Here is an 11574-nt window from a genome sequence, read left to right as displayed (position 1 = left end):
ATTATTCCGGCAGAAGGAATGTCCTTATGAATTCTTATGTGGTCAAAAAAGCACCTGCTGCTCCGCCAGCAATTTATGCAAAAACGAACGCCGGTGCAGCGGACTCGGTCCGTACTCAACAATTTTCTCACGATGAAGCTTGGTAGCATAGCCTTTATGTATTGCGATTCCATAGGCCGGGTAGAGCGCTTCCCATTCATTCATGCATAAACGATCACGCGTTACTTTTGCCACGATCGACGCCGCAGCGATCGACTGGCTTAGTGCATCCCCTTTAATGACAGATAATTGCGCAATCGGGCTGTCCACTTTCTCGGCATCGATAAGCAAGTAATCCGGCTGCACATTCAGCCCTTCTACCGCTCGCTTCATCGCCAGACGGGCAGCCTGTTTAATATTAATCTCGTCGATTGTTGCCGCATCGATCCGGGCGACCGACCACGCTACAGCTTCCTTCACAATAATTTCATACAGCATTTCACGCTTTTTTTCCGAAAGCTTCTTGGAATCATCGATTTCATCGATCACAAGCCCGGCAGGCAAAATGACGGCAGCGGCCACGACATCGCCGAACAGGCAGCCGCGGCCAACCTCGTCAATTCCCGCTATCAGCTCATGCCCTTGCTCCCACAGCGATTGTTCGTAAGCAAGCATTGATGCCTCCCCCATTTTAAGCAGCCTTCATAATAAGCCCAAATTCATCCCAAACAAGAGAATCGTTACATTATGCAAATTCCGGCGCTTCGAGCGTGATCCGCCCTAGTTTTCCTGATCGCAAATCGCGCAATATGACGCCTGAAGCCTTCTCCAGATCGACTCGGCCGCCGCTGATGAGGCAGCCCCGTTTGCGCCCGATCGCTTCCATAATGCGGACAATTTCATCCGGATCGTCCATATCGGAAGGCGGCGGCACTTCCAGCTCATAACGCCCGGCAATTGTATCCCAATACCTTTGCGACAGCTCCTTCATCGCAAAAAAAGCAATATCTTCAACATTCAGTATTTGCTCTTTAATGGCACCGGTCATTGCCAGGCGGTAGCCCACCAGCTGATCTTCGAACTTTGGCCATAAAATACCCGGCGTATCGAGCAATTCCATCTCGGTCCCGACTTTAATCCATTGCTGCCCTTTGGTAACGCCCGGCCGGTCCCCGGTGGCCGCAATGCTCCGTCCCGCCAGACGATTGATGAGCGTGGATTTGCCGACATTCGGGATGCCGACGATAAGCCCTCTGACAGCGCGCGGCTTAATGCCTTTGGCGATTTGACGGGCGATCTTGTCATGCAGCACTTCCTTTGCCAGCACCGGAATTTGATTAACCTTCGTGCCTGTCGAGGAATCGACCGCTATACTGACATGGCCTTCCCGCTTGAATTGATCCATCCATTGTTCAGTCGTGCGGGGATCCGCCAGGTCGGACTTGTTCAAAATGATGAGCCGCGGCTTGCCGAGCAAAATCTCGTCTATCATCGGATTCCGGCTCGAAAAGGGAATGCGCGCATCCAGCAATTCAATTGCCAGGTCGATCAATTTTAATTTTTCTTGAATTTGCCGCCGTGCTTTGGTCATATGACCAGGAAACCACTGTATACTGCTCATGCTGTCACTGCCACCTCGTCTCTATCCGTGCTTGATCAGCTTCACCTGATTTAATGGCCAGAAAATAACGTCCGCTCTTCCAATAATATGGCTGAAAGGAACGAATCCTATATCCCGGCCGTCACGGCTGTTTTGCCGATTATCGCCAAATGCCAATATCATCCCTTCAGGCACGGTATCGCTCGTCACTTGCTCATTCGGGAAGTTTCGCGCATTGTTGAAAATCTCCCCTTTGGCCTTTGCCGCTTCAATCGATTCACGCAAATACGGCTCTTCTACCAGCTCGCCGTTAATGTAGAGGTTGTCCCCTTCCAGCTTAACGGTGTCACCCGGTACGCCGATCACCCGCTTAATAAAATCCCGGCCTTCTTCCGGTACTTCGAATACAACCACTTCGCCTCGTTTAGGAGCCCTCAAGTCGTAGATCAACTTGTTGACAATCAAACGTTCGCCTGTATAGAAGTTAGGCTGCATGGAAGGTCCGTCTACGATAAACGGCGCAAACAATAACCAGCGGATTACGATGACAAGCAGCGCGGCAATAGCGAGCGCCTTGACCCATTCCACGATTTCCTTTCGCGCCTTGTTGCCTTTGTCTGGCACTTGCTGTACAGCTTCGCCATCCGAAAGCTGTGCCATGTCGGGCTGCAAGCCTTTATGCTGCCCTGTTGTTTCATCGGTACGTTGTTGATCCAATTGATCCACCCTCTTCGCGCCAAATCTGAGCATTGTATAAATAAGAAAAGGGACTTGTTTGCGCAAGCCCCCTCTTGTCGTTCATTAGCGAATCTCTTTAATTCTTGCTGCTTTACCGCGCAGGCTGCGAAGATAGTACAGTTTCGCACGGCGGACTTTACCGCGGCGAGCCACTTCAATCTTCTCAAGCTTTGGCGAATGCAGCGGGAATGTTCTTTCAACACCTACGCCGTACGAAATTTTACGTACTGTAAAAGTTTCGCTGATTCCGCCGCCGCGACGTTTAATTACAACGCCTTCGAACAACTGAATACGCTCACGAGAACCCTCGATAACTTTAACGTGTACTTTAAGCGTATCCCCAGGACGGAAATTCGGACGATCAGTGCGCAATTGTTCTTGCGTAATCGCTTGTACAATATTCATCTTTGACTCACTCCTTCCACACAGGCGTTCATAACGACTTCCCGCTTCCCTATGAAGCGGATCTTTGCCCATTAGCGGACCGCCCGACTATACAAAAGCAACATCAGCTATATTACCATATATTTAAATAAAATACAACGATAATTATGCGGCGGTTATTGTTCCGGCTGCCCGGCTTGCATTTTGGCTAACCATGCTTTCTCCTTGTCCGTAAGCCCGGCCTCCTCCAGCAACTCGGGGCGGCGTTTCAGCGTACGCAGTAAAGACTGCTCGCGTCTCCAGGCTTCGACCTTTGCATGGTGACCGGACATCAGCACATCAGGCACCTCCCAGCCTCTAAAAGAAGCCGGGCGCGTATAGTGAGGATGCTCGAGCAGACCTGTGCTGAAGGAATCGGTCACGGCCGATGTCGCATTGCCGAGCGTCCCCGGCAGCAATCTTACCACACTATCGATCATAACCATCGCTGGAAGCTCGCCGCCGGTAAGCACATAATCGCCGATCGATAGCTCGTCCGTAACAAGATGCTCCCTGATTCGCTCATCATAGCCCTCATAATGCCCGCAAATAAAGATCAGATGCTCTTCCTTGGCGAGCTCTTCCGCCTTTTGCTGGCTGTAGGGCTCTCCTTGCGGACAGAGCAGTATGACCCGCGGCTTCCGTTGTCCGTGAGCTTGGACGAGTTCCTCGACAGCGGCAAAAATCGGCTCCGGCTTGAGCACCATGCCTCCTCCGCCGCCATAAGGATAGTCGTCTACCGTATTATGTTTGTTGTTCGCATAGTCGCGAAAATTGACCGCATGCAGCCGGGCAATGCCTTTTTCACGCGCTTTGCCTAGTATGCTCGCATTGAACACACCTTCAAACATCTCCGGAAATAATGTCAGCACATCGATGCGCATGCGCTAGATCAGCCCTTCCATAAGGCGGACAGTAATCAGCTTGTCGGCTACATTGACGTTCAGCACGACCTCGTCGATAACAGGCAGCAGCAGCTGCTTGCCCCCCGGTTGCTTAACCACCCACACATCATTTGCGCCCGGGCTTAATATTTCCGTTATGACGCCAAGCTCCTCGCCGTCCTCCGTCACAACCTTGCAATCGATGATCTCATAGTAGTAATATTCGCCTTCGTCCAGCTCGCCAAGCTCATCCTTGGCGATTTGCATCGTCCAGCCCTTATACTTTTCGACATCGTTAATATTATCGTACCCTTTTAGCTTTACAATAAACATATTTTTGTGCATACGCGCAGATTGCACTTCCACCTCAAGCGACTGCCTGGATTCCGGATCAGTCAAAATCAACACGCTGCCGGCAGCAAACCGCTCCTCGGGAAAATCCGTACTCGAAACGACTTTAACTTCGCCCCGAATGCCGTGTGTATTGACAAGCTTGCCAACATTTAGCCTTTCCTGCTGTGCCACAAAATTGCCCCCTCTCAAACAATGCCTTTCTTCCATCGAAAAAGGGTTAGGATGCGAATACGCATATCCTAACCCTGCTTCGATGTACGATCGCTACGAAATAATGTCGACCATGACGCGTTTATCCGATTTAACAGCCGCCGATGAGACGACCGTCCGGAGCGCTTTCGCAATCCGGCCCTGCTTGCCGATCACCTTTCCGATATCGGATTGATGAACCGAAAGCTGGTAAACGGTCCCGCGATCGTCTTCTTTCACGTCGACGCGCACGTCTTCGGGGTGGTCCACTAAAGCCTTCGCTATGACAAGAATCAAATCTTTCATCTCAAGGCTCCTCTGCTAAAGAAAAATTATTTCTGAAGCTTCGACTCATGGAACTTTTGCATAACGCCTGCTTTGGAAAGCAAGTTACGCACTGTATCGGAAGCTTGAGCTCCGTTTTGCAACCAGCTCAGCGCTTTCTCTTCATTGATGTTCACTTGTGCCGGTTGTGCAACCGGGTTATAAGTGCCGATTTCCTCAATGAATCGACCGTCGCGCGGGGAGCGGGAGTCAGATACAACTACGCGATAGAAAGGCGCTTTGTGCGCACCTACACGTTTCAAACGAATACGTACTGCCATCGTATATTCACCTCCTTGAAAAGATTCCGCAAAAACTTGGATACTCACTTTATGCTAGAACGGAAACTTCATTCCTTTGCCCAGCATTCCTTTTAAGCCCTTCATTCCGCCCTTCGGGCCTTTCGGCCCCATCATGGACGAGAATTGCTTCATCATTTTGCGCATATCGTCAAATTGCTTGATCAAGCGGTTGACCTCAGCGATCGACGTGCCGCTGCCGGCAGCAATCCGCTTACGTCTGCTAAAGTTAAGCAGCTCCGGCTTGCGCTTCTCTTCTTTCGTCATCGACTTGACAATCGCCTCAACGCGCGTAATTTGCTTTTCGTCGACCTTCATGTTTTTCATGTCCTTCATCTTGCCCATGCCTGGCAGCATATCCATCAATTGATCCAGCGGCCCAAGCTTGCGCACCTGCTCCATCTGCTCGAGGAAATCCTCGAAGGTGAACTCCGCGGAGCGCATTTTCCGTTCCATCTCGGCTGCCTTATCCGCATCGATGCCCGCCTGCGCCTTCTCAATGAGCGATAGCATGTCGCCCATACCGAGAATACGGGAGGCCATCCGGTTGGGATGGAATGGCTCCAGAGGCTCGATCTTCTCGCCAGTAGCCGCAAATTTGATCGGACAGCCGGTGACGGCCTTAACCGATAGCGCCGCGCCGCCGCGCGTGTCGCCGTCCAGCTTCGTCAGCACAACCCCGGTAAGCGCCAATTGGCTGTGGAAGCTCTCGGCTACATTGACCGCTTCCTGGCCGGTCATCGCATCGATCACGAGCAGCACTTCGTCCGGCTTCGCCACCTCATGAATATTTTTAATTTCTTCCATGAGCGCTTCATCGATATGCAGGCGGCCTGCCGTATCGATGATGACGTAGTCATTGCCGTTTTCCTTTGCATGCGCAATGCCCGCCTGTGCAATCTCGACCGGGGAGGTCTGGTCGCCCATCGTAAAGACCGGCGCCTTAATTTGTTCTCCCAGCACTTGAAGCTGCTTGATCGCAGCCGGGCGATAAATATCGCAAGCTACCAGCAGCGGACGATGATTTTCTTTTTGCAGCATTTTGGCCAGCTTGCCTGAGGATGTCGTCTTGCCCGCACCTTGCAGACCAGCCATTAAAATGACTGTTGGCGGCTTATTCGCCTTCGCCAGCTTGCTTTGCGTGCCGCCCATCAGCTCCGTTAACTCCTTGTTAACGATATCGATGATGACCATTCCGGGTGTAAAGCTCTTCATCACCTCTTGCCCTACTGCACGTTCTTTGACTTTGGCGATGAAATCTTTCACAACTTTAAAGTTGACGTCAGCCTCCAGCAGCGCAAGGCGAACTTCACGCATCGCTTCGTTCACATCGTCTTCCGACACTTTGCCTTTGCCGCGCAGCTTACCGAATACATTCTGCAGCCGATTTGTCAAACCTTCGAATGCCATGACCGTCACCTCCTTGTAAAACTTCACTTTCCTGTCTATATGCCTTGGTCAAACCTGTCCGCGCAGCGCCTGCGCTATTGAAAACAGCTGGCTGCGAAGCGGCTCCTCCCGCACGCTCTCCACGCACTGTTCCAGCTGGGCCAGCCAGCCGGCCGCGCGCTGATGCTTGTGAAGCAGTCCAAGCTTGTCCTCATAGCCTTCAAGCACCGCTTCCGCCCGCTTTATGTGCTCATAAACCGCCTGGCGGCTAACACCGGACTCTGCAGCAATTTCCCCAAGTGAATAATCGTCGTGAAAATAATATTTAAGAAACATTCGCTGCTTGTCTGTCAGCAGCGGCTCATAAAAATCAAACAGCAAATTGATTCGAGTCGTCTTTGCCAGCGCATCGGCTTCTTGTGTCACCGTGCCACCCCCTATGTCAAGGGTATCACCTTTACACCTTGTTGACGTGCTCTATTGTAGCCCAGCAGCAACATCACTGTCAAGTATTTTCACTTGTCACCTTCAAATGCTACGCTTCCGCCTTTTCCTCTTCATCAGCAGACTGAATCAAACCGGCAAACAGCGCATGAACAAACTGCTCGGAATCGAATTCCTGCAAATCATCCATTTTTTCGCCCAGCCCGACCAGCTTAACCGGCAAATTGAGCTCATTGCGAATCGCGATGACGATCCCGCCTTTGGCAGTCCCGTCAAGCTTGGTCAGCACAAGCCCTGTAACGCCGCTTTTTTCGCCGAACAGCTTGGCTTGGCTTAAAGCGTTCTGGCCTGTCGCCGCATCCAGAACAAGCAGCACCTCATGCGGCGCCGACGGCACTTCCCGCTGGATAACGCGGAAAATTTTGTTCAGCTCCTCCATCAGGTTCGTTTTATTTTGCAGCCTTCCAGCAGTATCGCAAAGCAGTACGTCCACATTGCGCTGCTTGGCCGCTTGAACGGCATCAAACATAACTGCTGCCGGATCGGCCCCCGCTTCTTGCTTAATCACGTCTACACCGACCCGCTGGCCCCATATTTCCAACTGCTCGATCGCTCCTGCCCTGAACGTGTCGCCTGCAGCAAGAAGCACACTTTTTCCTTCACTTTTAAATTTATGCGCCAGCTTGCCAATCGTAGTCGTTTTCCCTACGCCATTGACGCCGACAAATAAAATAACGGTCATCCCGCTGTCTGCCATTTGCAGCTTCCGGTCGCCTTCGCCTTTCAGCAGACCTACTAATTTCTCCGACAATACAGGCTGCAGCTCGGCGGCATTTTCAATTTTGCGTTTTTTCACTTCAGCGCGCAGCTCGTCGATCAGCTGCATTACGGTATTGACGCCGACATCCGCGCCGATTAAAATTTCCTCCAGCTCCTCGTAGAACGCCTCGTCGATTTTTTTGCGGCGCGTGATCAGCTCTTCCACCCGCTCCACAAATGCAGTTCTCGTTTTCGCCAGCCCTTCTTTAAATTTATTTGTGACTGCCTCGGTCTTTTGTGAAATGCTTTCTTTCAGCCGTTTAAAAAAACTCACCTGCAACCCCTCCATCAATTTATCTCACTGCAAAAGCCGGAGGCGTCGTGAGAAGAAACGGCTGATGCCGTCCTTGGCGCGAGGCAAGTTTCTTCCCCTGAAATTTTATAGCATTTATCGCGTGACACTTATAAATGCTATAAACTCAAAAATGCATCCGGCACCGGCTTTTCACATCATCAAGCGGAGACGAAGGATTCCTCTTCCTCCAATCTGACAGACACCAGCTTGGATACGCCGCCTTCTTCCATCGTAACACCGTACAGCACATCAGCCTCTTCCATCGTACCTTTGCGATGCGTAACGACGATAAACTGCGTCAGTCCGGAAAACTCGCGCAAATATTGAGCAAACCGGGCTACATTCGCCTCGTCGAGCGCAGCCTCAACCTCGTCGAGCACGCAGAACGGCACAGGCTTCACCTGCAATATTGCAAACAACAGCGCTATCGCGGTTAAAGCGCGCTCGCCCCCGGAGAGCAGCTGCAAATTTTGCAGCTTCTTGCCAGGAGGCTGCGCCACAATATCAATCCCGCTCTCCAGCACGTTGTCCGGATCGACCATGACGAGATCAGCGCGTCCGCCGCCGAACAGCTTGGCAAAAACGACGACAAAATGTCCGCGAATCGCTTCAAAGGTCGAGCGGAAGCGCCGGGACATCTCCTCGTCCATCTCCCGGATGACCTGGTAAAGCGTCGTCTTCGCCTCGATCAGGTCCTCCTTTTGCTCGCTCAAGAAGTTGAAGCGCTCCTTTACGCGCTCATATTCATCGATGGCTCCCAGGTTGACCTCACCCAAAGCGTTAATTTTCCGCTTCAGATCCTTCACTTCATTTTGGGTGGCGGCCACGTCCTCCGGCAGCGGATAGCGCTCCTTCGCCAGTTCGAAGCTCAGCTCGTATTCTTCGCTAAGCTTGCGCAGCAAATTGTCCAGTTCGACATCAAGCCGGTTAACTGCAATTTCTGTTTGGCGCATTTGGTCTTCCACTTGGCGCATTTGGATGCGCTGTTCTTTCGTTTCGCTCTCGCCATTCTCCAGCTCGCGCAGCATTTCCGCCCGCTCTGCTCGCAGCAGCCCGGTTTGCTCCGAGCAATTTTGCTTTTTCAGGCGCAATTCATTTAATTGCTCAATTTGCCCCACCGTCTCTTCTGTATGACGAGCCATATCGTCATCCAGTCTTGCAGACATCTCTCTTAGCCCAGCAAGCTCCTGTTTGGCCCGGCCAATATCGGCGCGGATACGTGCAGCCTGATCTTCGAATGACTGCTTCTCCTGATCGGTCTTGGCAACGACAATCTTCAAATCGGTCAGCTGCCCTTGCAGCTGCTCCCTGGCTGTCTCATGTTCCTTGCGCCGCAATTCAGCAGCACGGATCGCTTCCTGCAGCCTCGCTTCCTCCTCTGTCAGCTTGGCCAGCTTCTCCTCCGCTGCCGCTGCCGCCGCACGCACCTGCTCCTGCTCGGCCTGCTGCCCGTGACGGTCCGTCTCGAACAATTGCCGCTGCTCCTCCAAATGCTTGCTTTCATGCTCAACGGATTGCAGCTCTGCCCTAATATGCTGCTCCTCGATCCGCAGCTGCTCGCCGCGGCTGCGCAAATCGTCCAGATTTTGCGTGCCGATCGACTGCTCCTTGCGCAGATCAGACATTTTATCCTTCAATTGGTCCAGTTGCCGGTTCGTAGTCACAATTTCAGCATCAAGCTGCTCAATTTGCCGCTGGCGGCCAAGCAGACTGGCGCCCTTCTTTTGAATGGAGCCGCCTGTCATCGAGCCGCCTGCATTGACGACGTCGCCTTCCAGAGTAACAACACGGAAGCGGTACTGACATTTCGCCGCAATACGGTTCGCATGCTCCAGCGTTTCGGCGATCAGCACATTGCCAAGCAGATTGTGGACAATAGCCGAATATTGCGGCTCGCTCGTAACTAGCTCAGCAGCTACGCCAACATAGCCCTCCACTCCGGCGATCATCCGTTTTTCTTGTTCCGGAATGCTGCGGCCGCGAATAACATCGAGCGGGAGAAAGGTTGCCCGCCCCAGCTGGCGCTGCTTCAAAAAAGCAATCGCCGCGCGCGCGCTGCGTTCATCGCTCATGACGATATGCTGCAGCGCGCCGCCGAGCGCCGTCTCAATCGCTAGCTCCAGCTTCTCAGGCACCCGCACCAGCTCGGCTACCGCCCCGTGTACACCCGACAAGCCGCTGCCCGCTGATCTGCGGGACGCTTTCAGCACTTCGCGCACCCCTTGCATGAAACCGTCCAGCGCATCCTGCATTTCTTTCATCGTATCGCGGCGGGAACGAAGCGCTTCGAGCTTCTGCTCCCATTTGCGGGCCGCAGCCTGCACTTCATCGAGCAAGCGCTGGCCTTCAAGCTGCTTTTCCGTAGCGCTTGCATACTTTTCCCGCGCTGCGGTAATTGCCGTGAGTGTTTCTTCAAGACGCTCCCGCAGCTGCTCCTGGCGCGCAGTCAGCTTGCTATGCTGTTCCTTCCACTTCGTTTCCTCATCGCCAAGCCGCTCGCCGCGGCGCTGCAGCGTTTCCTCCTGCTGCATGGCGTAGCGGATTTCGTTGCGCAGCTGAGCCATTCCGCTCAGTACATCCAGCAATTCGCTCTTTAGCTGCTCTTCGGCGTCAGCGGACAGCGATGCTGCGGCCCCAAGCAGCTGCGCTTCCTCCTGCTGCAGCCGTTCGCGCAGCGCTGCTAGCTCGCCTTCGAGCGCAGCAGCCTTGCTTCGGAACTCAGCTTCTTCCTGCGTTAACGCGGAAACCCGCTCAGTCTGCGCTTCGATCGAGGCGGCAAGCTGCTCCCGGTTTTGCTCCAGATTGCGCTTGCGTTCCTTCAGCACCTCGCCATAGCCTTCACACTTCTCATATTCCTCGCTGTACTGCAGCATCTCTCCATGAAGCCTGTCCAGCGTCTCTTCCAGCTCGCGCAGCTTTAGCCGGTCCTTCTCCAGCAGCGCATCGTGCTTGCTGACAATTGCCGCAAGCGACAGATGCTCGGACTCCAGTTGCTTTAGCTTATTGGTTGATTGCGACCAATTGCTGTGCACATTCTCGATATTATGTACATACATCGAGATTTCTGAAGTTTTGAGCTGCTCGCGCAGCTCTTTGAAATAGATCGCTTTTTCCGACTGAACGCGCAGCGGCTCAAGCTGATCCTCGACCTCTGATACGAGGTCATGTATACGCAGCAAATTTTGCTCTGTTTCATCCAGCTTCTTTTGCGCTTCCCGCCTCCGGGATTTATATTTCACGATGCCCGACGCTTCTTCAAAAATACCTCTGCGGTCTTCGGAACGCGTACTCAGTATTTCCTCGATGCGGCCTTGTCCGATAATCGAATAGGCTTCCTTGCCGATGCCGGTATCCATAAACAGCTCAGTTATATCCTTCAGCCTGCAAGGCTGCTTGTTGATCATATATTCACTATCGCCGCTCCGGTGTACCCGCCGGGTGACTGTCACTTCGTTATACTCAAGGGGCAGCGCCTGATCGCTATTGTCCAGCGTCAGCGAGACTTCCCCGATATTAACCGCTTTGCGCGCATCGCTTCCGGCAAAAATAATATCCTCCATCTTGCCGCCGCGCAAGCTCTTTGCGCTTTGTTCGCCAAGCACCCAGCGAATGCTATCGCTAATATTGCTCTTACCGCTGCCGTTAGGTCCGACAACGGCTGTAATACCTTGGACAAATTCAAGCTCTGTCTTGTCGGCAAACGATTTAAACCCTGCAAGTTCTATCCTTTTCAAGAACATAGCTTAGCCTTCACCTCAACGCTTATTGTACCATAATTGTTCGAAAAGGACATTTCCCAACAACAAAAAATCCCGGTCTGCCTTCACCGCATACCAG

General features: G+C 52.7%; 12 protein-coding genes. All 12 read right to left on the bottom strand.

From position 1 onward, the window contains the following. Positions 1 to 42 precede the first annotated feature (42 nt). Positions 43 to 654, bottom strand: a complete 612-nt coding sequence (locus tag ACFQ0N_RS04920) for a ribonuclease HII (RefSeq protein WP_379323413.1) — start codon at positions 652 to 654, stop codon at positions 43 to 45. 70 nt (positions 655 to 724) lie between these two features. Beyond that, a complete protein-coding gene (ylqF, locus tag ACFQ0N_RS04915) occupies positions 725 to 1600 on the bottom strand; it encodes a ribosome biogenesis GTPase YlqF (protein ID WP_379323411.1) in 876 nt (291 codons plus the stop codon). 21 nt (positions 1601 to 1621) lie between these two features. Further along, complete coding sequence (lepB, locus tag ACFQ0N_RS04910) at positions 1622 to 2239, bottom strand: signal peptidase I (protein ID WP_379324269.1); 618 nt, start codon at positions 2237 to 2239, stop codon at positions 1622 to 1624. Between the two features lie 141 nt (positions 2240 to 2380). Then, on the bottom strand, positions 2381 to 2722 hold the full coding sequence (rplS, locus tag ACFQ0N_RS04905; RefSeq protein WP_379323409.1) for a 50S ribosomal protein L19: 342 nt from the start codon (positions 2720 to 2722) through the stop codon (positions 2381 to 2383). A 155-nt stretch (positions 2723 to 2877) separates the two neighbouring features. Continuing rightward, on the bottom strand, positions 2878 to 3624 hold the full coding sequence (gene trmD, locus ACFQ0N_RS04900) for a tRNA (guanosine(37)-N1)-methyltransferase TrmD (protein ID WP_379323407.1): 747 nt from the start codon (positions 3622 to 3624) through the stop codon (positions 2878 to 2880). Positions 3625 to 3627: 3 nt separating this feature from the next. After that, on the bottom strand, positions 3628 to 4149 hold the full coding sequence (gene rimM, locus ACFQ0N_RS04895) for a ribosome maturation factor RimM (protein WP_379323405.1): 522 nt from the start codon (positions 4147 to 4149) through the stop codon (positions 3628 to 3630). 93 nt (positions 4150 to 4242) lie between these two features. Continuing rightward, the gene (locus ACFQ0N_RS04890) at positions 4243 to 4473 is read right to left on the bottom strand and encodes a KH domain-containing protein (protein WP_379323403.1); all 231 of its coding nucleotides are present in this window, start codon (positions 4471 to 4473) and stop codon (positions 4243 to 4245) included. Positions 4474 to 4499: 26 nt separating this feature from the next. After that, a complete protein-coding gene (gene rpsP, locus ACFQ0N_RS04885) occupies positions 4500 to 4772 on the bottom strand; it encodes a 30S ribosomal protein S16 (protein WP_379323401.1) in 273 nt (90 codons plus the stop codon). A gap of 54 nt (positions 4773 to 4826) precedes the next feature. After that, complete coding sequence (gene ffh / locus ACFQ0N_RS04880; RefSeq protein ID WP_379323399.1) at positions 4827 to 6200, bottom strand: signal recognition particle protein; 1374 nt, start codon at positions 6198 to 6200, stop codon at positions 4827 to 4829. 48 nt (positions 6201 to 6248) lie between these two features. After that, complete coding sequence (locus ACFQ0N_RS04875; RefSeq protein WP_379323397.1) at positions 6249 to 6605, bottom strand: putative DNA-binding protein; 357 nt, start codon at positions 6603 to 6605, stop codon at positions 6249 to 6251. 109 nt (positions 6606 to 6714) lie between these two features. Beyond that, positions 6715 to 7716 (bottom strand): signal recognition particle-docking protein FtsY, encoded by a 1002-nt coding sequence (ftsY, locus tag ACFQ0N_RS04870; protein ID WP_379323395.1) that lies wholly within the window; start codon positions 7714 to 7716, stop codon positions 6715 to 6717. A gap of 179 nt (positions 7717 to 7895) precedes the next feature. After that, positions 7896 to 11477, bottom strand: a complete 3582-nt coding sequence (smc, locus tag ACFQ0N_RS04865; RefSeq protein WP_379323393.1) for a chromosome segregation protein SMC — start codon at positions 11475 to 11477, stop codon at positions 7896 to 7898. Positions 11478 to 11574: the final 97 nt, after the last annotated feature.

It is taken from the genome of Paenibacillus sp. GCM10027626, from assembly GCF_042676285.1.
In the GTDB taxonomy this organism is placed as follows: Bacteria; Bacillota; Bacilli; order Paenibacillales; family Paenibacillaceae; genus Paenibacillus_Z.
The sequence above is the reverse complement of the archived record's forward strand: the minus strand, read 5'-3'. Positions and strand labels throughout refer to the sequence as shown.

Excerpts from the sequence above, each read along its gene's own strand:
- ACFQ0N_RS04890 (WP_379323403.1), bottom strand. The coding sequence starts at position 4,473 with ATGAAAGATTTGATTCTTGTCATAGCGAAGGCTTTAGTGGACCACCCC.
- ylqF (WP_379323411.1), bottom strand. The coding sequence starts at position 1,600 with ATGAGCAGTATACAGTGGTTTCCTGGTCATATGACCAAAGCACGGCGG.
- rplS (WP_379323409.1), bottom strand. The coding sequence starts at position 2,722 with ATGAATATTGTACAAGCGATTACGCAAGAACAATTGCGCACTGATCGT.
- rpsP (WP_379323401.1), bottom strand. The coding sequence starts at position 4,772 with ATGGCAGTACGTATTCGTTTGAAACGTGTAGGTGCGCACAAAGCGCCT.
- smc (WP_379323393.1), bottom strand. The coding sequence starts at position 11,477 with ATGTTCTTGAAAAGGATAGAACTTGCAGGGTTTAAATCGTTTGCCGAC.
- trmD (WP_379323407.1), bottom strand. The coding sequence starts at position 3,624 with ATGCGCATCGATGTGCTGACATTATTTCCGGAGATGTTTGAAGGTGTG.
- ffh (WP_379323399.1), bottom strand. The coding sequence starts at position 6,200 with ATGGCATTCGAAGGTTTGACAAATCGGCTGCAGAATGTATTCGGTAAG.
- ACFQ0N_RS04920 (WP_379323413.1), bottom strand. The coding sequence starts at position 654 with ATGCTTGCTTACGAACAATCGCTGTGGGAGCAAGGGCATGAGCTGATA.
- lepB (WP_379324269.1), bottom strand. The coding sequence starts at position 2,239 with ATGGCACAGCTTTCGGATGGCGAAGCTGTACAGCAAGTGCCAGACAAA.